26 protein-coding genes are annotated in these 24,334 nt (G+C 69.6%); 19 read left to right on the forward strand and 7 right to left on the reverse strand.

What is annotated here, in order from left to right:
* Nucleotides 1-70 precede the first annotated feature (70 nt).
* From iolG to ACLF3G_RS19715, 7 genes are all read left to right on the forward strand, one after another.
* Nucleotides 71-1,060: an inositol 2-dehydrogenase gene (gene iolG / locus ACLF3G_RS19685; RefSeq protein WP_430671112.1), complete on the forward strand. Its 990-nt coding sequence runs from the start codon at nucleotides 71-73 to the stop codon at nucleotides 1,058-1,060.
* Complete coding sequence (locus ACLF3G_RS19690) at nucleotides 1,057-1,836, forward strand: SDR family oxidoreductase (protein WP_430671113.1); 780 nt, start codon at nucleotides 1,057-1,059, stop codon at nucleotides 1,834-1,836. Before iolG ends, ACLF3G_RS19690 begins: the two co-directional genes overlap by 4 nt.
* Entirely contained in the window at nucleotides 1,833-2,615 is a 783-nt protein-coding gene (locus ACLF3G_RS19695; protein ID WP_430671114.1) for an inositol monophosphatase family protein, read from the forward strand. The genes ACLF3G_RS19690 and ACLF3G_RS19695 overlap by 4 nt, the downstream gene beginning before the upstream one ends.
* A gap of 93 nt (nucleotides 2,616-2,708) precedes the next feature.
* A complete protein-coding gene (locus ACLF3G_RS19700) occupies nucleotides 2,709-3,746 on the forward strand; it encodes an ABC transporter substrate-binding protein (RefSeq protein WP_430671115.1) in 1,038 nt (345 codons plus the stop codon).
* A 72-nt stretch (nucleotides 3,747-3,818) separates the two neighbouring features.
* Nucleotides 3,819-6,014 carry an ABC transporter permease gene (locus tag ACLF3G_RS19705; protein ID WP_430671116.1) on the forward strand — a complete coding sequence of 732 codons (2,196 nt, stop codon included), beginning with the start codon at nucleotides 3,819-3,821 and terminating at the stop codon, nucleotides 6,012-6,014.
* A 4-nt stretch (nucleotides 6,015-6,018) separates the two neighbouring features.
* Nucleotides 6,019-7,062: an ABC transporter ATP-binding protein gene (locus ACLF3G_RS19710; protein WP_430671117.1), complete on the forward strand. Its 1,044-nt coding sequence runs from the start codon at nucleotides 6,019-6,021 to the stop codon at nucleotides 7,060-7,062.
* A gap of 5 nt (nucleotides 7,063-7,067) precedes the next feature.
* Nucleotides 7,068-7,673, forward strand: coding sequence for a 2-hydroxychromene-2-carboxylate isomerase (locus tag ACLF3G_RS19715; RefSeq protein WP_430671118.1), 606 nt, complete (start codon nucleotides 7,068-7,070; stop codon nucleotides 7,671-7,673).
* Here ACLF3G_RS19715 and ACLF3G_RS19720 read toward each other — a convergent pair.
* The gene (locus ACLF3G_RS19720) at nucleotides 7,661-8,917 is read right to left on the reverse strand and encodes a D-amino acid dehydrogenase (protein ID WP_430671261.1); all 1,257 of its coding nucleotides are present in this window, start codon (nucleotides 8,915-8,917) and stop codon (nucleotides 7,661-7,663) included. The two genes, ACLF3G_RS19715 and ACLF3G_RS19720, sit on opposite strands and share 13 nt — an antisense overlap.
* A gap of 133 nt (nucleotides 8,918-9,050) precedes the next feature.
* Here ACLF3G_RS19720 and ACLF3G_RS19725 point away from each other — a divergent pair, with 133 nt between their 5' ends.
* A complete protein-coding gene (locus ACLF3G_RS19725; RefSeq protein ID WP_430671119.1) occupies nucleotides 9,051-9,491 on the forward strand; it encodes an Lrp/AsnC family transcriptional regulator in 441 nt (146 codons plus the stop codon).
* On the opposite strand, the gene ACLF3G_RS19730 is transcribed toward ACLF3G_RS19725, so the two are convergent.
* The gene (locus ACLF3G_RS19730; RefSeq protein WP_430671120.1) at nucleotides 9,488-9,913 is read right to left on the reverse strand and encodes a VOC family protein; all 426 of its coding nucleotides are present in this window, start codon (nucleotides 9,911-9,913) and stop codon (nucleotides 9,488-9,490) included. The genes ACLF3G_RS19725 and ACLF3G_RS19730 overlap by 4 nt on opposite strands.
* 173 nt (nucleotides 9,914-10,086) lie before the next feature.
* Here ACLF3G_RS19730 and ACLF3G_RS19735 point away from each other — a divergent pair, with 173 nt between their 5' ends.
* Nucleotides 10,087-11,148 (forward strand): alkene reductase, encoded by a 1,062-nt coding sequence (locus ACLF3G_RS19735; RefSeq protein ID WP_430671121.1) that lies wholly within the window; start codon nucleotides 10,087-10,089, stop codon nucleotides 11,146-11,148.
* 54 nt (nucleotides 11,149-11,202) lie between these two features.
* Here ACLF3G_RS19735 and ACLF3G_RS19740 read toward each other — a convergent pair whose 3' ends face one another.
* Genes ACLF3G_RS19740 through ACLF3G_RS19750 form a run of 3 tightly spaced genes read right to left on the reverse strand, consistent with a single transcriptional unit; the run spans nucleotide 11,203 to nucleotide 14,118 of the window.
* Complete coding sequence (locus ACLF3G_RS19740; RefSeq protein ID WP_430671122.1) at nucleotides 11,203-12,528, reverse strand: TRAP transporter large permease; 1,326 nt, start codon at nucleotides 12,526-12,528, stop codon at nucleotides 11,203-11,205.
* 7 nt (nucleotides 12,529-12,535) lie between these two features.
* A complete protein-coding gene (locus ACLF3G_RS19745; RefSeq protein ID WP_430671123.1) occupies nucleotides 12,536-13,033 on the reverse strand; it encodes a TRAP transporter small permease subunit in 498 nt (165 codons plus the stop codon).
* Complete coding sequence (locus ACLF3G_RS19750) at nucleotides 13,033-14,118, reverse strand: TRAP transporter substrate-binding protein (RefSeq protein WP_430671124.1); 1,086 nt, start codon at nucleotides 14,116-14,118, stop codon at nucleotides 13,033-13,035. The genes ACLF3G_RS19745 and ACLF3G_RS19750 overlap by 1 nt, the downstream gene beginning before the upstream one ends.
* Before the next feature lie 217 nt (nucleotides 14,119-14,335).
* On the opposite strand from ACLF3G_RS19750, the gene ACLF3G_RS19755 reads away from it, so the two are divergent.
* The 7 genes from ACLF3G_RS19755 to ACLF3G_RS19785 all read left to right on the forward strand — a co-directional run bounded on the left by ACLF3G_RS19755 (nucleotide 14,336) and on the right by ACLF3G_RS19785 (nucleotide 20,373).
* Nucleotides 14,336-15,727 carry a dihydroorotase gene (locus tag ACLF3G_RS19755; RefSeq protein WP_430671125.1) on the forward strand — a complete coding sequence of 464 codons (1,392 nt, stop codon included), beginning with the start codon at nucleotides 14,336-14,338 and terminating at the stop codon, nucleotides 15,725-15,727.
* Nucleotides 15,724-16,221, forward strand: coding sequence for a GlcG/HbpS family heme-binding protein (locus ACLF3G_RS19760; RefSeq protein WP_430671126.1), 498 nt, complete (start codon nucleotides 15,724-15,726; stop codon nucleotides 16,219-16,221). The genes ACLF3G_RS19755 and ACLF3G_RS19760 overlap by 4 nt, the downstream gene beginning before the upstream one ends.
* Complete coding sequence (locus tag ACLF3G_RS19765; RefSeq protein WP_430671127.1) at nucleotides 16,208-17,191, forward strand: Bug family tripartite tricarboxylate transporter substrate binding protein; 984 nt, start codon at nucleotides 16,208-16,210, stop codon at nucleotides 17,189-17,191. Before ACLF3G_RS19760 ends, ACLF3G_RS19765 begins: the two co-directional genes overlap by 14 nt.
* Nucleotides 17,192-17,264: 73 nt before the next feature.
* Nucleotides 17,265-17,564, forward strand: coding sequence for a hypothetical protein (locus ACLF3G_RS19770; RefSeq protein ID WP_430671128.1), 300 nt, complete (start codon nucleotides 17,265-17,267; stop codon nucleotides 17,562-17,564).
* Nucleotides 17,561-18,508, forward strand: coding sequence for an N-carbamoyl-D-amino-acid hydrolase (locus tag ACLF3G_RS19775; RefSeq protein ID WP_430671129.1), 948 nt, complete (start codon nucleotides 17,561-17,563; stop codon nucleotides 18,506-18,508). The genes ACLF3G_RS19770 and ACLF3G_RS19775 overlap by 4 nt, the downstream gene beginning before the upstream one ends.
* 74 nt (nucleotides 18,509-18,582) lie before the next feature.
* Complete coding sequence (locus ACLF3G_RS19780; protein WP_430671130.1) at nucleotides 18,583-19,548, forward strand: N-carbamoyl-D-amino-acid hydrolase; 966 nt, start codon at nucleotides 18,583-18,585, stop codon at nucleotides 19,546-19,548.
* Nucleotides 19,549-19,614: 66 nt separating this feature from the next.
* Complete coding sequence (locus ACLF3G_RS19785; protein ID WP_430671131.1) at nucleotides 19,615-20,373, forward strand: hypothetical protein; 759 nt, start codon at nucleotides 19,615-19,617, stop codon at nucleotides 20,371-20,373.
* A gap of 21 nt (nucleotides 20,374-20,394) precedes the next feature.
* On the opposite strand, the gene ACLF3G_RS19790 is transcribed toward ACLF3G_RS19785, so the two are convergent.
* Nucleotides 20,395-21,069 (reverse strand): aspartate/glutamate racemase family protein, encoded by a 675-nt coding sequence (locus ACLF3G_RS19790; protein ID WP_430671132.1) that lies wholly within the window; start codon nucleotides 21,067-21,069, stop codon nucleotides 20,395-20,397.
* A gap of 201 nt (nucleotides 21,070-21,270) precedes the next feature.
* Here ACLF3G_RS19790 and ACLF3G_RS19795 point away from each other — a divergent pair, with 201 nt between their 5' ends.
* Entirely contained in the window at nucleotides 21,271-21,720 is a 450-nt protein-coding gene (locus ACLF3G_RS19795; protein ID WP_430671133.1) for a DUF983 domain-containing protein, read from the forward strand.
* Nucleotides 21,713-22,207, forward strand: coding sequence for a UPF0262 family protein (locus ACLF3G_RS19800; protein ID WP_430671134.1), 495 nt, complete (start codon nucleotides 21,713-21,715; stop codon nucleotides 22,205-22,207). Before ACLF3G_RS19795 ends, ACLF3G_RS19800 begins: the two co-directional genes overlap by 8 nt.
* A gap of 12 nt (nucleotides 22,208-22,219) precedes the next feature.
* Here ACLF3G_RS19800 and ACLF3G_RS19805 read toward each other — a convergent pair whose 3' ends face one another.
* Nucleotides 22,220-22,741, reverse strand: coding sequence for a hypothetical protein (locus ACLF3G_RS19805; RefSeq protein ID WP_430671135.1), 522 nt, complete (start codon nucleotides 22,739-22,741; stop codon nucleotides 22,220-22,222).
* A gap of 178 nt (nucleotides 22,742-22,919) precedes the next feature.
* Between ACLF3G_RS19805 and ACLF3G_RS19810 the strand changes: the two genes are divergently transcribed.
* Nucleotides 22,920-23,951, forward strand: coding sequence for an IS110 family transposase (locus ACLF3G_RS19810; protein ID WP_430671136.1), 1,032 nt, complete (start codon nucleotides 22,920-22,922; stop codon nucleotides 23,949-23,951).
* The last annotated feature ends 383 nt before the right edge of the window (nucleotides 23,952-24,334 follow it).

Raw genomic sequence — 24,334 nt, forward strand, 5'->3', positions numbered from 1 at the left:
GCCGGAACGACGGAAAGGCCAGTGTTACGGTTTGATGACAGGCCCCACAAGCGGCCACTCGGGAACAAGCATGCTGCATTTCGCACAGTTCGGCGCCGGCCGCATCGGCGCCATCCACGCGGCCAACCTGGCGGCCAGCGGGCGGGCCAGCCTGCGCCATGTGGTCGACATCCACGCCCCGGCAGCGGAAGCCCTGGCGGCGCGGCACGGCGCCCGGGTCAGCGACACGGCGGCCGCGCTGGCGGACCCGGAGGTCGGCGCGGTGATCATCGCCAGTTCGACCGACACCCATGCGGACCTCGTCATCGCGGCGGCCCAGGCCGGCAAGGCGATCTTCTGCGAGAAGCCGATCGACCTGTCGCTCGCGCGGGTCGACGCCTGCCTGGAGGCGGTGGCCGCGGCCGGCGTGCCCATGCTGGTCGGCTTCAACCGCCGCTTCGACCCCAATTTTGCCGAACTGCGCCGCCGGATCCAGGCCGGCGCGATCGGGGCGGTCGAACAGGTGGTTATCACCAGCCGCGATCCCGGCCCGCCGCCGGTCACCTACATCAAGGTCTCCGGCGGGCTGTTCCGGGACATGACGATCCATGATTTCGACATGGCTCGCTGGATGCTCGGCGAGGAGCCGGTGGAGGTCTACGCCACCGGCGCCTGCCTGGTGGACCCGGCCATTGCGGAGGCCGGTGACATCGACAGCGCTATGATCGTGATGAAGACCGCCTCCGGCCGCATGGCGCACATCAACAACAGCCGCCGCGCCGCCTACGGCTATGACCAGCGGGTGGAGGTGCATGGCAGTGGCGGACGGCTGATCGCCGGCAACCGCATCGGCACCACGGTCGAACAGGCGGACGCCATCGCGGTGACCAGCGACAAGCCGCTGCACTTCTTCCTGGAGCGCTACGCCGAGGCCTACCGCATCGAGCTTTCGGCGTTTCTCGACGCAATTCGGGACGGCACGCCGATGCCGGTGGGCGCGGAGGATGGGCGGCAGGCGCTGGTGTTGGCGGATGCGGCGCTGCGGTCGATGACCGAGGGCCGTCCGGTGCGGCTCGGATGAGGATTTCACTTGCCGGCCGCCGTATCCTGGTCACCGGCGGCACGCAGGGCATCGGCGAAGGCATCGCTCGTGCCGCCGCCGAGGCGGGTGCCTCCGCCATCTGCATCACCGGGCGCGACACGACCCGTGGCGCGCAGGTGGTGGAGGCGCTGCGCGGGCTGGGCGCGGCGGCGCATTTCGTGCAGGCGGACCTGGCGGATGCCGAGGCCACCGCCGGCATCGTCGGCGCGGCCGAGGCGGCGCTGGGCCTGATGGACGGGCTGGTGAACGCGGCGGGGCTGACCGACCGCGGCACCATCCTCGACACCGACGTGGCGCTGTGGGACCGGCTGTTCGCGGTCAACGCCCGCGCGCCCTTCCAGTTGACGCAGGCATTCGCCCGGCGACTGGTGGCGGCGAAGCGGCCCGGCGCGGTCGTCAACATCATCACCATGTCGAGCCATGGCGGGCAGCCCTTCCTCACCGGCTATTCCGCCTCCAAGGGCGCGCTGGCGACGCTGACGAAGAACACCGCCTTCGGGCTGCGGGAGCACCGCATCCGGGTGAACGGCCTGAACATCGGCTGGGCCGACACGCCGGGCGAGCACGCCATCCAGGCGCGGGACGGACGCCCACCCGATTGGCTGGAGACGTCGGAACCGGCGCAGCCCTTCGGCCGGCTGATCCGGCCCGCCGATGTCGCGGGCCTCGCGACCTACCTGCTGTCGGATGCGGCGGAGATGATGACCGGCGCCTTGATCGACTTCGACCAGAACGTGATGGGAGCCTATACGTGACGAGATCCGAGTTGCAGCATCGCATGCAGGTCGCCGCCGCCATCGCGGAGTCCGCCGCGGCGCTGGCCTGGCAGATGCGCGCCAACGGCCTGGCGGAGACCACCTTCAAGGGCGCGCAGGATTTCCTCACCGAGGCCGATGGCGCGACCGAGACCTTCATCCGCGCGAAGCTGGCGCAGCACTTCCCGGACGACGCGATCATCGGCGAGGAGCAAGGCGGCGTCGCGGTGGGCGACGGGCCGGTGTGGATCCTCGACCCGATCGACGGTACCTCCAACTTCTCCCGCGGCAGCGACCGCTGGTGCGTCTCCATCGGCATGGCGCTCGGCGGCCGCGCCGTGCTGGGCGCCATCGCCCGCTACGCGCCGGCCGAGGTTTTTGTCGGCGCGAAAGGCTGCGGCGCGACCATGAACGGCCAGCCGATCCGCCCCGCCACCACCACGGACATGCGGCGCGCCATCATCGAGGTGGGCTGGTCCATGCGCCGGCCGCTGGCTGCCTTCCACGACCTGTCGCAGCGCACCATGGCGGCGGGCGCCGGGCTGCGCGTCGGGGGGTCCGGCACGCTCGGTCTCGTGGAATCAGCGGTGGGGCGGCTCGATGGCTATATCGAGCAGCACATCAATTCCTGGGACGCCTGCGCCGCCGTTGCCATCGCGCGGGAGGCAGGGTGCTGGATCAACGGCTTCGACCAGGGCGACTGGATCGCGGAGGGCAATCCCATCGGGATTGGCGCGCCAGGCCTCGGGATGACCCTGGAAACCTTGATGAAGGCTTGAGTGGGCAGCGTCGCCCGGCTTTAACTGAACCGTCACGAACAGCGCCACGGACCTGCCCGATAAGGCAGGCCGCCACCAGGAGGTTCCCCGTCCATGCCCATCACCACCCGCCATCTGCTGGCGACCGGCCTCGCCGCCGCCTTCTCCGCCCTGCTGCCCGCTGCTGCCAGCGCGCAAGGCAACCTGACCGTCTATTGCTCGGTGCAGGAGGAATGGTGCCGGCCGATGATGCAGGCCTTCGAGCGCGCCACCGGCGTACGCGTCGCGATGACACGCAAATCCTCCGGCGAGACCATGACGCAGATCCGCGCCGAGGCGGCGAACCCGCGCGGCGATGTCTGGTGGGGCGGCACCGGCGATCCGCACATGCAGGCGGCGGAGGAGAATCTGACGGCCGAGTATCGCTCGCCCCGCATGTCCGAACTGCATGATTGGGCGACCCGCCAGGCGGAACAGGCGCGGCACCGCACCATCGGCATCTATGCCGGCGCGCTCGGCTATTCCTACAACGCGCCGGAACTCGCCCGGCGGCGCATCGCCGCGCCGACCTGCTGGGCCGACCTCGCCAAGCCGGAGTTCCGCGGCGAGATCCAGGTTGCCGACCCCAACACCAGCGGCACCGCCTATACCATGCTGGCGACGCTGCTCCAGGTGATGGGCGAGGAGCCGGCCTTCACCTTCCTCAAGGCGATGCACCGCAACGTGAACCAGTACACGCGCAGCGGCGCCGCGCCGGCGCGCGCGGCGGCGACTGGCGAGACGCTGGTCGGCATCACCTTCCTGCACGACGCCGTCAGCCAGAAGATCAACGGCGCGCCGGTCGAGATCGTCGCGCCCTGCGAAGGCACGGGCTACGAGATCGGGTCCATGTCCATCATCCGCGGCGCGCGGAACATGGAAAACGCGCAGCGTTTCTATGACTGGGCGCTGAGCCCGGAGGCACAGGCCATCGCCGGGCAGGCCAACTCCTACCAGTTGCCGTCCAACCGCAACGCGCCGATCCCGCCACAGGCGCCGCGCTTCGAGAATATCCGCCTGATCGACTACGATTTTGCGAGATGGGGTTCGGCGGCAGAGCGCACGCGCGTGATCAGCCGCTGGGAACGCGAAGTCCGCGCCGGCGCGCGCTGATCCTTGTGGGATGGGGCCGGAGTGACCTCCGGCCCGGCCTGCACATGACCACCCTGGATAGGCTCTGACGCCATGGGGGCTTCGACCCTGGCCCGGGCGGCGCTGGCTTGCGCCGTCTTCGGGCTTTTCATCGCCCCCTGGCATGGCCTGCAGGACGGGTTGGCTGAGCTTTCTGCCTGGCCCGGCGGCACCGCGGCGCCGCTGGCGGTGTTGCTGGCGACCGGCACGCGCTGGTGGCTGTGGCCGGTGGCGCTGCTGCTGGCGGTGGCCGTGCCCGGCGTGCTGCGCCGAAGCGCCTCCGGGGGGCTGCTGCTGGCGGTCGGCGCCGGGCTGGTGCTGGCTGTGCTCGGCTCTGGCTACAGCATCGGGCTGAACGGGCTGGAGTGGCCCTGGCTGGCGCCGCTGCTGGGCGCGCCTCCGCCGCAACCCTCGCTGGGCTGGGGCGCGCTGCTGGTGCTGGGGGGCAGCATCGGGCTGGTCGCGGCCGGACTCGCCGCACGTGGAAAATTCGGTGCGGATGCCTTCGTGGCCTTCCTGGTCTGCGGCTGCGGCTTCCTGCTCGTGCTGTTCGTGTTCCTGCCGCTGGTCACCATGCTGTCCGCCGCGCTGTATGAGGACGGCCGCTTCGCCCCCGCGGCCTTCGGCGCAAGGCTGGCGGCGCCGGAGGCCTGGAGCCTCGCCTGCCTGTCGACCACGCAGGGCTGCGGCGTGGTGTGGAACACGCTGCTGCTGGCGACGCTGACGGCGGTGATCTCCACCCTGCTTGGCCTCGCCTTCGCGCTGCTGGCGGTGCGCGGCGGGGTGCGGCGTGGGCCGCTCGGCTCCGGCGCCTTCCGCGCCATGACCATCCTGCCGCTGATCACGCCACCTTTCGTCGTGTCGCTGGCGCTGATCGTGCTGTTCGGCCGCACCGGCATCATCACCGGCCTGATGTGGGACTGGTTCGACATTCCGCGCTCCCGCTGGATCTACGGCCTGCCGGGCGTGCTGCTGGCGCAGATCCTGGCGCAGGCACCGATCGCCTTCCTGCTGCTGGACGGCGCGCTGCGCGCCATCGCGCCGAGCCTGGAGGAAGCGGCCTCCACCATGGGTGCGAAGCGGCGCGTGGTGTTCCGCACGGTGACCTGGCCCCTGCTGAAGCCGGCGCTGGCCGCCGCCTTCCTGCTCGGCTTCGTGGAAAGCCTGGCGGATTTCGGCAATCCGCTGGTGCTCGGCGGCGATTTCGACGTGCTGTCGACGCGCATCTTCTTCGCCATCGCCGGCGCGCGGCATGATCCGGGGCGGGCGGCCGCGCTCGCTCTGCTGCTGCTGGCGATCACGCTGGGCGTGTTCGCACTTCAGGCGCTATGGCTCGGCAAACGGCGCTACACGACCGTAACAGGCAAGGGCGACAGCGGGCTGCCGGCGCCGCTGCCAAAGGGGCTGAAGCTGGCGTGCTCCGTCGTGGTCTGGCCGTGGATGATCTTCACGGGTGCGGTCTACGGCATCATCCTGGTCGGCGGCTTCGTGCACGACATCGGCCGCGGCGATCTTTCGTTCACCTGGCGCCATCTCGGCACGGGGTTCGAGGTGGGCTGGTTCGACGGGCCGGCCTTCATCGGCAGCGCCTGGGACAGCCTGTTCACCACCATCCAAGTGGCGGCCATCGCCGCGCCACTCACCGCCGGCCTCGGCATCCTGCTCGCCTGGCTGATTGCGCGCCAAAATTTCCCCGGCCGGCGCGGGCTGGAATTCATGACGATGCTGTCCTTCGCCATCCCCGGCACCGTGGTCGGCGTGTCCTACATCATGGCCTTCAACGTGCCGCCGATTGAACTAACGGGCACCGCGCTGATCCTCATCCTCTGCTTCGTCTTCCGCAACCTGCCGGTCGGCGTCCGTGGCGGCATCGCGGCGCTGGCGCAGATCGACAAGTCGCTCGACGAGGCCAGCGCCACCATGGGCGGCGGCGCCTTCGACACGCTGCGGAGGGTGGTGCTGCCGCTGCTGCGGCCGGCCATCGTCACCGCGCTGGCCTATTCCTTCGTCACCGCGATGACAGCGGTCTCGGCCGTGATCTTCCTGGTCTCGGCGCGGCACAACCTGGCCACCGTCTACATCGTCGGCCGCGTGGAGGCCGGGGAGATGGCGCTGGCCATCGCCTATTCCACGGTGCTGATCCTCATCATGCTGGTGATGGTGCTGGGCATCGAGAAACTTGTCGGGCGGGTGCAGACCGGGCGGCGCGCCGTCGCCGTGGTCGCCCCCCCGATCCGCGCCGGAGCCTGAGCCGATGTCTGATATCGCCATCAACTTCGACCGGGTGACCAAGGCCTTCGGCCCGGTGCGCGCGGTGGACGAGGTTTCCTTCCAACTGCCGCGCGGTGCGCTGGTGACGCTGCTCGGGCCTTCCGGCTGCGGCAAGACGACGACGCTGCGGCTGGTCGCGGGGCTGGAGCTGCCGACCGGCGGACGGATCGAGATCGAGGGCCGCGACGTGACGGGGCTGGCCGCCGCGGAGCGCCGCATCGCCATGGTGTTCCAGTCCTATGCGCTGTTCCCCCACATGAACGTGCTGGAGAACGTGTCCTACGGCCTGCTGGTCAATGGCGCCCGCAAGCCCTCCGCCGAGGCTGAGGCGACGGCCATGCTGAAGACGCTCGGGCTGGAGGGGTTGGGCCAGCGCCTGCCCTCCGAACTGTCCGGCGGCCAGCAGCAGCGCGTCGCCGTGGCGCGCGCGCTGGTGCTGCGGCCGAAGGTGCTGCTGTTCGACGAACCGCTGTCCAACCTGGATGCGCGGCTGCGGCGGCGGGTGCGGGAGGATATCCGCGACCTGCAACGCAAGCTCGGCCTGTCCGTGGTTTATGTGACGCATGACCAGCAGGAAGCGCTGGCGGTCTCCGACCTGGTCTGCGTCATGCGTGCCGGGAAGATCGCGCAGATGGGCACGCCGACCGAGTTGTATGACGACCCGGCGGATGCCTTCATCGCCGACTTCATGGGCGAGGCGAATGTCGTGGCCGGGGAGGTGCTGGGGCCGGGGCGCATCGCGCTCGGAGGCGTCGCGCTGGACGTGGCGATGCGGGCGCATCCGGCCGGGCCGGCGCAGATTGCGGTGCGGCCGGAGTCGATCCTGCCGCAGCCGGAGGGCGCGCCCGGCTTGCCCGGTCGTATTCAGCGCGCCGCCTTCCTCGGCCAGACCCGGGAGTATGAGGTGGAGACGGCGGCGGGCATGCTGTTCGTGGTGACGCCGGCGGCCAGCCCCGCCTTCGGCATCGGCGATGCGGTGTCCTGCACCATGGGCCGGGTGATTCCGCTGCGCGACGCGAAAGGATGATGGCGATGCACATCGACTACTACCTGTCCCTCGGCAGCCCTTGGACGCATCTCGGCGCGTCCCGGATCGAGGCCCTGGCCGCGCAGCATGGCGCGACGATCCGGCCGATCCCCTGCGATTTCGGCGGCACCGTGTTTCCCGGCTCCGGCGGCCTGCCGCTGCCGAAGCGCAGCCCGCAGCGCCAGGCCTACCGGATGCAGGAGTTGCGGCGGTGGCGGGAGGCGCTGGGCATCCCGATCCACCTGCAGCCGAAGCACTTCCCTTCTGACGAAGCGTTTTCCGCCGCCTGCGTCATCGTGGTCCGGGAAACCCAGGGCGACGCCCCTGCCCTGCGCCTGGCGCACCGGATTCTGAAGGCGCTGTGGGAGGAGGAGGCCAATCCCGCGGATCGCGCCACGCTGACCCGGTTGATCGACGAGGTCGGACTCGATGCCGCCGCCGTCACGAAGCTGGCCGAGGACCCGCGCTGGCCAGCGATGCGGCAGGCGGACAGCGAGGCGGCGCTGGCCCGCGGCGTGTTCGGCGCGCCGAGCTACGTGATTGGCGAAGACATCTTCTGGGGCCAGGACCGGCTGGAGTTCGTGGCCAGGCGGCTGGCTCAGGCGGCGTAGCGCGTCAGGGCCAGGTCGCCAGCGTCGATCTCCGGCGGCTTGCCGCTGATCAGGTCGGCCAGCACGCGGCCGGAGCCGCAGGCCATGGTCCAGCCCAGCGTGCCGTGGCCGGTATTGAGGAATAGGTTCGGGTAGCGAGTCGGCCCCACCACCGGCGTGCCGTCCGGCGTCATAGGGCGCAGGCCGGTCCAGAAGCTGGCGGTGGAGGGGTCGCCGCCGCGCGGGAACAGGCCGGACACCGAGTGTTCCAGCGTACGCCGGCGCGGGCCGCGCAGGGTGGTGGAGAATCCTGCAATCTCGGCCGTGCCACCGACCCGGATGCGGTCGCCGAGCCGGGTGATGGCGACCTTGAAGGTCTCGTCCATCACGGTGGACACCGGCGCGGCTTCCGGGTCCGTCACCTTCAGCGTCAGCGAATAGCCCTTCACCGGATAGACCGGCACGTTCACGCCCAAGGGACGCAGCAGCTTTGGCGCGTAGCTGCCGAGTGCCACCACGTAGCGGTCCGCCGTGATGCGGCCCTGGTCGGTGGCGATGCCGGTGATCTGGCCACCCTCGGCCTCGATCGCCTGGATGGTGATGCCGTGGCGGAAGGTGACGCCGGCGGCCGCGGCCAGCGCGGCCAGGCGCTGGGTGAACAGGAAGGCGTCGCCGGTCTCGTCGCCGGGCAGGCGCAGGCCGCCGACATACTTGCCAGGCACCAGGGCCAGGGCCGGTTCGGCCACGGCGCAGCCGGCGGCGTCCAGTACCTCATGCGGCACGCCGGTTTCGCGCAGCACGGCGGTGTCGGCGCCCACGGCATCGAGCTGCTTCTGGGTACGGAACAGCTGCAGCGTGCCCTGGGTACGCTGGTCGTACTGGATGCCGGTCGCACCGCGCAGGTCGCGCAGCGCATCCCGGGAGTATTCGGCCAGGCGCACCATGCGGGACTTGTTGATGTTGTAGGCGGCCTCCGTGCAGTTCGCGAGCAGGCGGGCCATCCAGCCGTACAGGCGCGTATCCATCAGCGGCCAGACCACCAGCGGGCGGTGGTGCATCATCAGCCACTTCAGCGCCTTCACCGGGATGCCCGGCCCGGCCCAGGGCGCGGAGTAGCCGGGCGAGACCTGCCCGGCATTGGCGAAACTGGTCTCCATGCCGGCGGCTGGCTGGCGGTCCACGACCGTCACCTCATGCCCGGCCTGGGCCAGGTACCAGGCGCTGGCGACGCCCACCACGCCGCTGCCAAGCACGACCACCCGCATCATCATCCCCCATCCGCACCGAAGAATGAGGATAGCCGGTGGAAGCGACGAATTTCCTGCCCATTCCACGCAGGATCGGTCGCAATGACTCGTTCGGTGCATTAATCTGCGGCAAATTTGCAGAAAGTTGCGCATGGACGAGACGGACCGCGCCATCATCCGCCACCTGCGCGCCGATGGCCGTATGCCAAACGCGGCGCTGGCCGAGGCAGTGGGGCTTTCACCCTCTGCCTGCCTGCGGAGGCTGCGACTGCTGGAAAGCCGCGGCACCATCCGCGGCTACACCGTGCTGGTCGAGGAACCGGCGGTGCAGGGCGTGGTGGTGGTGATCGTGCAGATCACGCTGGAACGCCAGACAGACGACCATCTGCGCCGATTCGAGGACGCGGTGCGCCGCTGCCCCGAGGTACGGGAGTGCTACCTGATGACCGGCATTGCCGACTACCTGCTGCGGGTGGAGGCGCGCGACGCGGCGGATTACGAGCGCCTGCACAAGGAGGCGCTGTCCCGCATGCCGGGGGTGGCGCGCATCCAGTCGAGCTTCGCCATCCGTACGGTGATCCGCGGCGGCTAGGTGCCGAAGGTGACGCGACCCTCGGCATCGATCGCCCAGGCCGGATTCCAGGCGATCTCCCAGGCGTGGCCATCGGGATCTTCGACATAGCCGCGATAGCCGCCATGCGGCGGCGCGTCACCGGGCCGCAGGATGCGCCCGCCTTCGCTGGCGAGGCGGTGCATCACCGCCTCCACCTCCTCCGCCGAGCCGACATTGTGGCCGAGCGCGACGGCACCGGGTGGCGACGGACCACCATCCCTCCGCATGTCCTCCTGCATCGGGCGGCGCAGCCAGGTGCCCAGCATCAGGCCGTTCATCTGGTAGAAGACGATCTCCGGGTTCTCGAAGACCGGCACCCAGCCGAAGCCCCCGGCATAGAAGCGGCGGGAGGCGGCGAGGTCGGTGACGCCGAGGGTGACGACCGAGATCTGCTGGGGCATGGGGCGGCTCCCGCGGTTGGTCGGCAGAGAATGAACCCGGACGCGCTGCGTTTCATCACCCGTGCTGATGTACGGCATCTCCCGTGCGGCATGGCGCATCCGGACCGGAACCCCCAACTTCCGCCTCAACGCAGCGGCGCCATCCGTGCCGCGCCCAGCCTAGAGGATGCCCTATGACCGCAACTACCGACCTTTTCGGCCCCGTCCAGCTTGGCGACATCAGGCTCGCCAACCGGATCGTGATGGCGCCGATGACCCGCAGCCGCGCGCCGGGCAACCTGCCCAATGCGCTGATGGCGGAATATTATGCACAGCGTGCGACTGCCGGTTTGATTATCACCGAGGGTACCGCCCCCGCCGCCAATGGCCGCGGCTACATCGACATTCCGGGCATCTACAGCGAGGCCCAGGTGGCCGGCTGGCGCGCCGTGGCGGATGCGGTGCATGCCAAGGGCGGCAAGATTTTCGCCCAGGTGATGCATGTCGGCCGCATCTCGCTGCCGGAATTCCAGGATGGGGCGGAGCCGGTGGCGCCTTCCGCGGTGACGCCCGCCGGGCAGATGTACACGCCTTCCGGCATGAAGCCGCTTGGCCAGCCGCGCGCGCTGGAGGAGTCGGAGATCGAGGCGCTGGTCGAGGCCTATGGCCAGGCTGCCCGCAACGCCATCGCGGCAGGGCTGGACGGCGTCGAGATCCACGCCGCCAACGGCTACCTGCCGGGCCAGTTCCTGGCGCCGAACAGCAACCAGCGGACGGATCGCTGGGGCGGGTCGGCCGAGAACCGGGCGCGCTTCGTCCTCGCCATCACCGATGCCGCCGCCAAGGCGATCGGCCCGGCCCGCGTCGGCGTGCGGCTGAGCCCCGGCAACCCATTCAACGACATCGCCGATCCGGATGTGGAGGGAACCTACACGCCGGTGGTGCACGGCCTGTCCGGCAAGGGGCTCGCCTATCTGCACTTCCTCGATGCCAAGCCGGCCTTCGACGTGATCGGCCTTGCACGGCAGCACTTCGACGGCAAGATCATCCTGAACGCAGGGTATGACCGGGCGCGGGCCCAGGCGGACCTGGCCAGCGGGCGCGGTGACCTGGTGGCCTTCGGGTCGAAGTACATCTCGAACCCGGATCTGGTGGAGCGGCTGCGCCGGGATGCGCCGCTGAACCCGCCGGACCAGGCGACCTTCTACGGCGGCGACGCGCGCGGCTACACGGACTATCCGGCGCTGGCGGCGTAACGCGGGGCGTACCCCTCACCCAACCCTCTCCCCCAAGCGGGGAGAGGGTTTTTTTCACCAGCCGATGGCGCGGGGCAGCCAGGTGGCGAGCCCTGGCGCGAAATACACGATGGCCACGGCCGCGAACTGCATGGCGACGAATGGGATCACGCCGCGGTAGATATGCCCGGTGGTGATCTCCGGCGGCGCCACGCTGCGCAGGAAGAACAACGCCCAGCCGAAGGGTGGCGTCAGGAAGCTGGTCTGCAGCATCACGCAGATCAGCGTCGCCAGCCACACCGGGTCCACCCCCGCCTGCGCGAAGATCGGCAGGAACAGCGGCACGGCGATGTAGCTGATCTCGATCCATTCCAGGAAGAAGCCCAGCACGAAGACCAGCACCAGCATGAACCAGATGTCCGCGCCGACGCCGCCCGGCAGGAAGGCGAACAGGTCCTCCACCAGTTGCTCGCCGCGCAGGCCGCGGAAGGCCAGCGCGAAGACCTGGGCGCAGATCAGGATGAACATCATCATCGCGGTGATGCGCGCGGTTGAACGCAGCGTCTCCACCACCAGGCTCCAGCTCAGCCGTCGCCCCAGCGCGCAGACGATCAGGGCACCGAGTGCGCCCATGGCCGCGGCTTCCGTCGGCGCCGCGATACCGGCGACGATGGAGCCCAGCACGGCGAAGACCAGGCCGAGCGGCGGCGCGATGACGCGCACCAGCTTCACCAGCAGCTGCCGCACCGAGGTCAGCGCCCGTTCCTCGGCCGGCACCGCCGGGACCATGTGCGGGCGGACCATGCCGAGCACCAGGATGTAGGCGCAGTAGATGCCGGCCAGCATCATGCCGGGGAACACCGCCGCGGCGAACAGCGTGCCGACCGAAAGGTTCATGATGTCCGATAGCAGGATCAGGATCAGGCTCGGCGGGATGATCTGGCCGAGCGTGCCCGAGGCGCAGATGACGCCGCAGGACAGGCCCGGGTCGTAGCCGCGCCGCAGCAGGGCCGGCAGCGTCAGCAGGCCGAGCGTGACGACGGTGGCGCCGACGATGCCCGTCGTGGCGCCCATCAGCACGCCGACGAAGACGATACCGAGGCCGAGCCCGCCGCGCAGCGCGCCGGACAGGCGGCCCACCACCTCCATGAGGTCCTCGGCGAGGCGCGATTTCTCCAGCGCGACGCCCATGAAGACGAACAGCGGGATCGCCAGCAGCGAATAGCTGGTGACGACGCCGTAGATGCGCGCCGGTAGCAGGTTGAACAGCATCGGCCCGAAGCCGAGCCAGCCGAAGGCGAAGCCGGAGACGGCGAGCGTCAGTGCCACCGGCATGCCGAGCATGAGCAGCCCGAAGAACGCCACCAGCATGAGGATGGCGTAGATTTCCGAAAGCGGCATGAGGTCCTCAGCGCAGCCGCGCAAACGCGCGCAGCGTCTCCGCGATGAATTGCAGCAGCAGCAGGGCGAAGCCGGCCGGGATGAAGGCCTTCAGGACGTAGCGGTAGGGAATGCCGCCCGGATTGGCGGAACCCTCGTCCTGGCCCCAGGATTGCAGCACGTAGCGCCACGAAAGCTGGATCACCAGCACCGAAACGACGATGCCGGCGACACCGGCCAGCACATCCACCAGCGCCTTGTTGCGCTCGGAGAAGCCGGCATACAGCACATCGACGCGCACATGCTCCCCGTGCCGCAGCGCGTAGGCCGCGCCGATCAGCGCGATGGGCGCCATCAGGTGCCACTCCAGCTCCTGAGCCCAGACGCTGCCGAGCGAGAAGCCGTAGCGCAGTAGCACATTGCTCGCCATCACCAGCACCAGGGCGGCGACGGCGAGCGCGGAAAGCTGGCCGATGCGATCGACGAGCGTGTCGATTGCATCGGCCGTGCGGGCGAGACCCTGCATCAGGCCGGGCGGATCTTCGTGTGGTAGGGCACTTCGCTGTAGGTCGACCAGGCGTCGAACTTCTGCTTGTAGGCCATATAGCTGTCGTGGACACGCCTGGTGGTCGCGTCGCGCGCGACGGCCTCGGCCAGCACCGTCTCGGTTTCCGTGCGCAGGCGAGCGACGACGGCATCCGGCAGTTGGCGCGCGTCGACGCCCTGGTTCTTCACCAGGTCCTCCATCGCCTCGGCATTGTTCTTCTGGCACCAGGCTTCGGAGATGACGTTGCAGGCGGCAACGGCGTTCTCGACGATGGCCTTCAGATCGGCCGGCAGGCGGGCCCAGGCGGCCTTGTTGATGATCAGCTCGGATGCCGTCGCGGTCTCATGCCAGCCGGTGGTGTAGTAGTGTTTCGCCACGCGCTGCAGACCAAGCTGGCGGTCGAGGTAGGGCCCAACGAATTCCGCGGCGTCGATGACACCGCGTTCCAGCGCCGGAAAAATCTCGCCACCCGGCAGCAGCCGGACATCGACGCCAAGCCGCTGGTAGACGCGCCCGGCGAGACCCGGGATGCGCATCTTCAGGCCCCGGAAATCCTCGACGGTCTCGATCGGCTTGCGGAACCAGCCGGTCATCTGCACGCCGGTGTTGCCGCACAGGAAGGGCACCAGGTTGAAGCGGTCATACACTTCCCGCCACAGGTCCAGGCCGCCGCCATCGTACATCCAGCCGTTCAGGCCCTGGTAGTTCAGGCCGAAGGGCACCGCGGTGAAGTACTGCGCGGCGAAGGTCTTGCCGGTCCAGAAATAGGCGTTCGCGTAGTTCATCTCGACGATGCCGGAGGAGACGGCATCGAAGCCCTCACCCGCCGGAATCAGCTCGCCCGCACCGAAGAACTGGATGCGGATGCGGTTGTTCGACATCTTCTGGATGCGGTCGATCAGGTCCTTCGCGGACCCAGGGCCAGTCGAATAGAAGGCGGCCTGCGGGCCGTAGAAGCTGGTCATGCGCCAGTTGAAGGTGGTCTGCGCCGTGGCGACGGCGGGCGCGGCCAGCGCGCCGGCCGTGCCGGCGGCGGCGCTGGTGAGGATGTTGCGACGCTGCATCCAAGTCTCCCGGTTTCGTGCCGGCGCCTCGGCGGCGCCGCTTTTCACGGCGGGGATCAGCAATTGGCGTGCCAGCACGAAGACCACCCTGCGCCCCTCTTGCGGGGTGGAACTGCGTCATTTCGTGCCCGACCTGCACCGGGATAAGGCACCGGGGCGGATTGGCGTGCGCGCCAAGCCGGCCTAGCCTCCGGCCGAACAGCAGTGAGCGCACAGCATGTCCGAAGCCGCCGAGCCCTATGACCTGATCCTGCGCGGCGCCGTGGTGCTGTCCGACCGTGTGCTGGCAGATGGCCATGTCGCCATTCGCGGCGAGCGCATCGCCGCCATCGGCGAGGGCGTGCCGCCGCCCTCGCATGCCGTGGCGGACCATCGCGGAAAGCTGATCCTGCCGGGCCTGGTCGATGGCCACATGCACACCTCGAGCAGCACCGGCTGGCCGGGGATCGAGGGGGCGACGATGACGGCGGCGGCCGGCGGCGTCACCACCGTCTGCGACATGCCCTACGACGTGCCCAATCCGGTGACCTCGGCGGCCATCTTTGCCGACAAGGTGGGCTGGGTGGGCCGCCTCGCGCATGTCGACATGGCGCTGTACGCCACCATCCGGAAGGACGCGCCGACCGAGGATGTGGCGGCGCTGGCCGAGGCCGGGGCTTCGTCCTTCAAGGTCTCGACCTATGAATACGATGCGCACCGCTTCCCGCGCATCGACCACCCGACCATGCTGGCCGCCTTCGCGGAGATGGCGAAGACCAACCTGATGGTGGCGGTGCACAACGAGGACCAGGAACTCGTCGTCAAGCTTTCGGATGCCGCCAAGGCCGCGGGCAATACCTCCCCCATCTGGCACTGCCGCACGCGGCCGCCGCTGGCCGAGAGCATGGCGGACCTCGAGATCTTCGAGATGGCGCTGGAGACCGGCGCGCATGTCCACATCGCGCATTCCTCCATCGCGCGCGGCTTCGAACTGGCGAAGCTGTATCGCGGCATGGGGGCCCGGACCTCGGGCGAGGCCTGTATCCAGTATCTCTGCATGACGGAGGACGACATCGTCCGACTGCAGGGCTTCGGAAAATGCAACCCGCCCTTCCGCAGCGCGGCGGAGGTGGAGCGCATGTGGGGCGCCATGGCGGCGGGCACCGTCGCCTATGTCTCGACCGACCACGCGCCCTGGCCGAAGGCGAAGAAGGAATACAATGGCGACATCTTCGCCATCGGCGCCGGCCTGACCGGCATGCAGTCCTTCGCGCCGCTGATGTACACGCTGCTGGCGGAACGCGGATTGCCCCCCACCGCCATGGCCCGCATGTGTTCCGAGGAACCGGCGCGCTACCACGGGCTCGACCCGAAGAAGGGCGGCATCCGCATCGGCGCCGACGCGGATTTCTGCATCCTGGAGACCGGCGACTTCGTCTTCGACGAGCGCATCATCAAGGACCGTGAGGATGCGCGCTGGTCGCCTTATCACGGCCGCGCCATGAAGGCGCGCGTCGCCGCGACCATCCTGCGCGGGTCCGAGATCTGGAACGGCACGGAAGTGAAGGCGAAGCCCGGCACTGGACGGTTCGTGCCGCGCCAGCACACGCGCAGCGCGCTCGACGGATGAGCGGCGCGGACCACTCCCTCCGGCACCTGGCGGTGGAGCTCACTTTGGCGGTGGCGGAGCATATCGCCGATGCGACGCTGGCGGCCGGTCGCCATGCGGGGTTGCTGCCGCTGACCGTGGTGGTGCTGGATGGCGGTGGTCATGTGGTGGTGCAGAAGCGGGAGGATGGCTCCGGTATCCTTCGGGCCGAGATCGCGCACGGCAAGGCTTACGGGGCGCTCGGCATGGGCATCGGCAGCCGGGTGATCCGCGACCGGCTGCGGGACCGCCCGGCCTTCCAGTCGGCTATCGCCGCGGCCAGCGAGGGGCGTTTCATTCCGGTTCCGGGCGGGGTACTGATCTGCCGTGCCGACGGTGCCGTGGTCGGCGCCGTCGGCGTCAGCGGCGATGCCTCCGACAAGGATGAATATGCGGCCATCGCCGGGGTGCGGGCCGCGGGATTGCTGCCCCACCCCGAAACTCCCGTGGAGAATTGGCGCGATGCCGGACTTTAGCCTTTCGCGACGCGCCTTGCTGGCCGCCGGCGGCGTGCTGCTCGCCGCCCCTGCCCTGGCGCAGGGCTATCCGGATCGGCCGATCCGCCTGGTGATCCCCTTCCCGGCCGGTGGCCCCACCGACGTCTATGCGCGCTTCTATGCGGAGCGGATGACGCGCGAGCTTGGGCAATCCGTGGTGACCGAAAACCGTGGCGGCGCCGGCGGTGCCATCGGCGCGCTGGAAGTGGCCCGCGCCCGGCCGGATGGGCACACGCTGCTGTTCGGCACGGCGTCGACCCACGCGCTGTACAACCTGGTGACGCGGCAGCCGCAGTATGATGCGGCGAAGGATTTCCTGGCGGTGGCGACGCTGGGCGGCGGGCCGCTGTGCTGGCTGGCCAATCCTTCCCAGCCGGCGACGCTGGCGGACTTCCTGGCGGCGGCACGCGGCGCCAATCCGCCGATGGCCTATGGCTCGCCCGGCACCGGCACGCTGATGCACCTGGCGACCGAGATCCTGAAGCGGGAGGCGGGGGTATCCCTCAGCCACATCCCCTACCGCGGCGCGGCGCCGGCGATGAACGACCTGGTGGCGGGCACGCTGGCGCTGGCGGTGAACACGCTGGGCGCCGGGTTGCCGCTGCACCAGGGCGGGCGGGCGCGGATGCTGGCGGTGGCCTCCGCCGCCCGCGCGCCGCAGGCCCCCGACGTGCCGACAGCGGCGGAGGTGCTCGGCCGGCCAGGCTTCACCGCCGTGCTGTGGCACGCGGTCTTCGCGCCGCCCGGCCTGCCGGCGCCGGTGCTGGCGCGGCTGTCGCAGGCGACCAATGCGGCGTTGGCGGATGCGACGTTTCGCGCATCGTTGAACGCGGCCGGGATCGAGCCCGCGGCACCGGGCACGCCCGAATCGGCGGCGGCCCACATCGCCGAGGAACAGGCGCGCTACCGGCCGATCGTCGAGGCGATCCGGCCTGAGCTGGATGCGTGAGGTCCCGACAGGTGGTCGTGGCGCCGTGATCCGGCTAAACGCCGGGGCCTGAAAGCACGTTCAGGGTCCCGGCATGAAGCAACCCCACTCGCGCCGGCCGCAGGGCCAGCGCTGGATCAAGCGCCCGCCCCGGCCTTCCCGTGGACAGCCTGTGGCGCCGCCACCGCGGGTCGGGCCGGGCTGGCAGCATGCGCTGATGGCGACCGGCACCGGGCTCGCCACCGGCATCGTGGGCGTGGTGCTGGCGCAGGTGGCCGGCGCAGGGCCAGGCGTGCCGGGCTTCGCCGCAGGGCTCGGCTTCTGCCTCGGCTTCATCCTGCTGTGGCGCGGCTTCGGCGGCACGCGGCAAGACATCAGGAACCTGTTCAAATGAGCCGAACCCTCCTCATCGCCGGCGCCCAGATGGGCCCGACCCAACGCGCCGACAGCCGGGCGCAGACCCTGGCGCGGCTGGTGGCGCTGCTGGAACAGGCCGCCGCGCGCGGCGCGAAGCTGGTGGTGTTTCCCGAACTCGCCTTCACCACCTTCTTCCCGCGCTGGCCGATGGATCGCGATGCGCCGGAACTGCTCGGCAGCTTCGAGGCCGCGATGCCGAACCCGCAGGTGCAGCCATTGTTCGACCGGGCGCGCGCGCTCGGCGTCGGCTTCTACATCGGCTATGCGGAGCTGACGCCGGAGGGGCAGCGCTTCAACAGCGCCATCACCGTGGGGCCGGATGGCACCATCCTGTTCAAGTACCGCAAGATCCACCTGCCCGGCTCGGATCACGTGAAGGACGGGCAGAAGTACCAGCAGCTCGAGAAGATGTATTTCGAGTACGGCGACATGGGCTTTCCCGTGGCGCGCGGGCCGGAGGCCTGGGGCTGGCCGGTTCTCGGGATGCTGGTCTGCAACGACCGCCGCTGGCCGGAAGGCTGGCGCTGCCTGGGCCTGCAGGGGGTCGAGCTGGTGATGGTCGGCTACAACTCCGCCGCCTATGACCCGAATGGCGGCGAGGGGGAGAGCGAGGTGCTGCGGACCTTCCACTCGATCCTGGCGGCGCAGTCCAACGCCTACATGAACGCCACCTGGGCGATCGCGGTGGCGAAGGCGGGGGTGGAGGACGGCGCCGGGCTGATCGGGGGGTCCTGTATCGTCGACCCGAACGGCGTGGTGGTGGCGCAGGCGCAGACCACGGCGGATGAGGTCATCCTGGCCGAGGTGGATTTCGACGCCTGCCGGCAGGGCAAGGAGAAGATGTTCAACTTCGCCGCGCATCGGCGGCCGCAATGGTATGGCCGGATCGTCGAGCAGGTCGGGGTGGTGGCGCCGGATTGAAGTTACCCGCCGGGGCTTGGCGAAGGGCCGTCTGGCGCGGCATATCGCGCCTGTCGAACCGGAGCATCCGCCGCATGACCCGCCGCCTCACCGTCGCCGCCGCCCAGATGGGGCCGATCCAGAAGGCGGAGGGCCGCGACGTGGCCGTGGGCCGCATGGTGCGCCTGATGGAGACGGCGCATCGCCGCGGGGCGGAGGTGGTGGTCTACCCGGAACTGGCGCTGACCACCTTCTTCCCGCGCTGGTACCATGAGGACCTGGCCGAGGCGGATCAGTGGTACGAGCACGCCCTGCCCTCCAATGAGACCGCGCCGCTGTTCGATGCGGCACGGCGCATGGGGATGGCGTTCCACCTCGGCTACGCCGAGATGACGCCGGACGGGCACCGCTACAACACCGCGGTCTTCGTCCACCCCTCCGGCGAGATCGTGCTGAAGTACCGCAAGGTGCACCTGCCCGGGCATGTCGAGTACGACCCGGTCCGGAAGGTCCAGCACCTCGAGAAGCGGTATTTCGAGCCAGGTGATCTCGGCTTTCCCGTGGTTCGCGCACCGGTCGGCAGCGCCGGGCCGGTGAATGTCGGCATGATGATCTGCAACGACCGTCGCTGGCCGGAAGCCTGGCGCGTGCTCGGGCTGCAGCAGGTGGAGCTGGTGATGCTCGGCTACAACACGCCGAGCCTGAACATGGAGAACCGGGGCTTCGAGGCGCATCACCTGCGGGTCGCGCACAGCCACCTGTCGATCCAGGCCGGCTGCTACCAGAACGCCACCTTCGGCGTCGGCGTCGCCAAGGCGGGGACGGAGGACGGGCACGAGCTGTTCGGCCATTCCATCATCTGCAATCCGCAGGGCGAGATCATGGCCCAGGCGACCTCCTGGGACGACGAGGTGATCGTCGCCGACTGCGATCTCGGCATGTGCGAGCTGGGCCGCAACACGATCTTCAACTTCGCCCGCCACCGGCGCCCGGAACACTACACCCGCATCACGGCGCAGACCGGAAGCGAGGCGCCAGCGATCTGGACACCCACGGGCTGAGGCCCGTCTGGCGGTTCACGCTGCATCGCGGTAATCTCCGCGCCCGTTCGCAAGGTTGTCCCCCGCATGAGTGAAGCCTCCGCCTACCCGGTCCTGTACCGCGTCGTCGCGACGACAGAACTGCGCGATGGACCCGGCGAGGACCAGAAGGCCATCCGCACCCTGCCGATCGACCAGGTCCTGGTGCTGGTCGGGGAAGCCGCGGATGGCTGGGTGCCGGTGGAGGCGCCGTCCGGCCAGAAGGGCTTCGCGCCGTCCGCCATGCTGCGCCGGCAGGTGGCGGGTGCCAAGGCGCCGAGCCATGTCACCGAAACCTTCCCTTGGCGCAACGTGGACCGCGTGAACCGCGAGCCGAAGATGCTGCATCCGGCGTTCCGCGACCGCGCACTGCGCACGGTGGCGCGGCTGAACGAGGAAGGCGTTCCGTTCGGCATCTACGAAGGCATGCGCGGCCCCTGGCGCCAGAACCACCTGTATGGCTCCGGCCGCAGCCGCCCCGGCCGCATCCTGACCCCGGTCCGCGCCTTCGAGAGCCTGCACCAGTACGGGCTGGCGGCGGATTTCGTGCTGGCGCTGGAAGGCCGCTGGTCCTGGGATGCGGAGGAAGGCCAGTCGCACATGTGGGACAGGCTGCATCAGGTCGGCGCGGAGGAGGGCCTCGTCTCCAAGCCCGGCGAAACGCCGCATCTGCAACTGGCCGATGCCGACCTCGCGGAGTTGAACGCCGGCCGCCTGCCGCACAGCAATGACCGGGCCTGGACCACCGCCTTCACCTGGATGGTGGAAAGCTGGGACGGCAAGCCCGCCGGCCCCAAGCTGAAGTAGCCCAAGCTGAACTAGCAGCCGCTATTCCGCAGCCTGGGCCAGCGCGGGCCGGGCTGCGATCACCGCCTGCAACGCCAGCGCCACGGCGGCCTGGCAGGGTTCGATGACCGGCACGCCGCAGGCGGCTTCCACAGCCGCGCGGTGCGATGCCATGCCGGCGCAGCCGAGGATCACGGCCTCCGCCCCCTCCCGGACCAGGGCCTGCGCCGCGCCGACCAGGGCGGTGCGTGGGGCGGCGGGGTCCGTCAGCAACTCCATCGGCAGGTTCAGCGGGATGTGGCCCGCAAGCCGGCCCTCCACCCCCATCGCCTGCAGGGCGCGGCGCTGGCGCGGCAGGGATGGGTCACCGAACGCGATCAGCCCGAAGCGGTCGGCCCGCGCCAGGGCGGCGGCCACGGCACTGCGCAGCGGGCCGAAGACCGGCGCGCGGGTCACCGTCCGGATCGCGTCGACTCCGGGATCGGAGACACAGGCGATGACGTAGGCGGACGCGGCCTCGCGCTCCACCAGGCGGCACAGCGGCTCCGCCACGCCGAACCAGTCCCGCCAGGTGACGACGGCGGGCGGGCCACCTGCCATCTGCATCACCTCGATGCGCGGCAGTCCGGGGGCGCGAAAGCCGGCCAAAGCGGCGTCGATCCCGCTGGTGCAGCTGGCGCTGCTGTTCGGATTGATCACCAGGATCCGGTCCGCCATCGCCCTGTCTCCTCCGTCGGCCGCGAAGAACCCTCGCGCCGCATGCCGCGTTGGGGCAAGATCGGCGGGCGGGCGGTGCCGGGCAAGCCCTGATCCAGACCTTGATCGCCTTCACCCGGCAGGACATATTGCACCGCACAACGGCGGGACCGGCGGAGGGGCACACACTTCCGCGCGGTGACACGCCGAAAGGAATGCCAAATGACGCGCTGGGAGCCCGACCGCTCGGCACCCGCCCCGCACACCACGCCGGTGACCTCTGCCTGGACGTCGATCTGGCGCGGCGCGCGCAACCGTTGTCCGGTCTGCGGAGAAGGCAAGGTGTTCCAGGGCTATCTGCGCCTGGTGGATGCCTGCGAGGTCTGCGGCACGCCGCTCGGCCGGCTACGAGCCGACGACGCGCCGCCGTATTTCGTCATCTTCATCGCCGGGCACCTGCTGATCCCGCCGGTGCTCTGGATCGAACGCGCCTACATGCCTCCGATGTGGCTGCACATGGTGGTCTGGCTGCCCGCCTTCACCATCGCCTGCATCCTGCTGCTGCGACCGGTGAAGGGCGCGACGGTTGGCTGGATGGTGCGCCTCGGCTTCGATGGCAGCGAGCACGGCACCCCCGAGGCGCCGCCCAGACCGCGGACGCCGGATGCCTGACAGCGCGGCGCCGAAGCCGGAGCGGGACCTGGTGCGCGTCGAGCTGCCCGATGGTCACGCGCTGCTGCCCAGCCCCTACGCGGAAGCCGATCGTCGCCAGGCGGTGGAGGACCTGCTCGCCGGCAACCGCTTCCGCCCGGCGGGACTCGGCCCGGGGCCCTTCGGCTTGGCGATCGCGGTGCGCGACGGCCGGCTGATGCTGGAGATCCGCGACGCGAAGGATGCGCCGCTGCACGCGCTGGTCCTGGCGCTCGGGCCATTCCGGCGGCTGATCAAGGACTACCACATGGTGGTCGAGAGCCATGAGAAGGCGGTGGCGGAGGGTGGCTCCGAGGCTCGCATCCAGGCGATCGACATGGGCCGCCGCGGGCTGCACAACGAAGGTGCGGAATTGCTCGCGGCGCGGTTGGCCGGCAAGGTCGAGATCAACTTCGAAACCGCGCGCCGGCTGTTCACCCTGGTCTGCGCTCTGCACCAGCGCATCTGACCCGCCGGCACCTCAGCACATGCTGCAGGTCAACAGCGGCTGGTTGTGGGACTCGCACATCGCGACGCCGCCATTATCCGGCAACGGCCTGTTGTTTTTGGGCAGGGTGTTCATGGAGGCGTCGAGGTTGACCTTCTTGTCGCCCAGCTTCCGATTCATGTCGCGCAGATAGGCCACGATGTCCGTGGGCTCCCACCCCTTCCGCTTGGACAGGAAGTCAGTCGCCTGGAAGCCCCTGGTGTGCTGGTCCGAGCCGCCGGCCCGCAGCGCGCGGATCACGGTCGTGGAGCAGTTCTTCTTGATGACGTGGTAGGAAGCGGACTCGTAGGCGTAGCCGGCCCACCAGCGCTGCATCGCCTCCGTGTCCAGGACGCCGGCGGCGATCCGGACGATCATGTCGGCGCCGCGGCCGCCCTCGTCGCTCACGTCGTGCTGGTAGCTTGGGTTGCAGCGATGCTTCACCTTGTAAACGTTCGTTGTGCCGATCACCCTGCCGAGGAACGCCGCCATCCGTGGATGGGTGTCCTGGTCCACGGTGTATTGCCGCCCATCCTGCTCCGGCCACCAGGAGATATAGGCACCGCCCTCGATCCAGAGCGAGGAATGCCCCCAGGCGCCACCATCGCCGCCGCGGCTGTGATTATGGGATGGCCCGCCCCTCGCTGAGGCGCCCTGGGATAGGGTTGCCTTTCTCGAGGAGGAGGAGGCCACGATGTCGGAAGTTGCGGTTCTCGGTATCGACTTGGGCAAGACCAGCTGCAGCGTTGTGGGGATGTCGGCGAACGGGCAGGTCGTATTCCGGCGGCGTGTGGCGCGGGACGGCATCCCGGCGCTGCTGGGCAAGCTGCCACGTTGCGTGGTGGCGATGGAGGCGTGCTGCGGCGCGCACTATGTTGGTCGTGCCGCGGCGGTGCTCGGGCACCAGGTCCGGCTGATGCCACCGGAGTATGTCCGGCCATATGTGAAGGCGCAAAAGAACGACGACCGTGACGCGGAGGCGATCGCCGAGGCGGCGACCCGCCCAACGATGCGCTTCGTTCCGCTCAAGGCCGAGGCGCAGCTCGACGTGCAAGCACTACACAGGGCACGCGAGCGCCTGGTGGCGGAGCGGACGGCGTTGATCAACCAAATGCGCGCCCTGCTGTTGGAGCGCGGGATCGTGCTGCCGCAGCGGCGCCGCGCCGTAGCGGCCTGGGTCGACGCGCCTCGCGATGAGGACGCACCCGACTGCCTGAGCCCGCGTATCCGTCGGCTGGTGAGTGACATGCGGGCGGAATTGGCAGAACTCGACCGGCGTATTTCGGTCTTCGACGAGGAGTTCGCCGCGAGCGCACGGCAGGACGAGGCGGCGCGGCGGTTGGCGACGGTGCCGGGCATCGGGCCGATCAACGCGACGGCGCTGGTCGCGGCGGTGGGCGATGCGAGCGCGTTCGGGCGAGCACGCGACCTCGCGGCCTGGCTCGGGTTGGTACCGAAGCAGGCAACGACGGGAGGCAAGCCGAAGCTGCTCGGGATCACCAAGCGAGGCAGCCGCTACCTGCGCAAGAACCTGATCCACGGTGCCCGCGCGGTGCTGCCAAGGCTGGCGGCGACAGAGACGCATCTGGGCGCCTGGCTACGCGGCCTGCTCGAGCGGGCGCACAAGAACACCGTGGTGGTGGCGCTGGCGAACAAGCTGGCGCGCATCGCATGGGCGCTGCTGGCGCGCGGGCGGACCTACGAGGCGGCGGCCGCGGCGGCTTGACGCGAGGGTGAGATCGGCCAGGGCGAGCGGAATACCGGTCGCCTTGGCCCAGGAGGTCTGCGGGAGGTGGTGACAAAGATGGCCTGACAGTCGATCGGCGGCACGGCAGCCTGGTGTATTGAACGGCCTCCGAGGCCGCTGTGATTTTAAGGCCCGGGCCGCGCGGATCTCCATCTTGGCAGGGAGCTTGCTCCGAGGCCGGATACGTTCACGCAGACTGCTCAAGCCAAGGATGTCGACACAGCTTGCAGACGGGGCGGGCCATACGTTCCAGTTGTAGACCCAGACGCTGGCCATGTTCCTATCCTTGGATTCGATGACGTAACGAACACGGACTTTGCGACCGAAGCGGCGGCGGGGCAAGACGGCACTGCGTCTGGCGG

Source organism: Falsiroseomonas sp. HC035 (assembly GCF_050563525.1).
Classification (GTDB): Bacteria; Pseudomonadota; Alphaproteobacteria; order Acetobacterales; family Acetobacteraceae; genus Falsiroseomonas.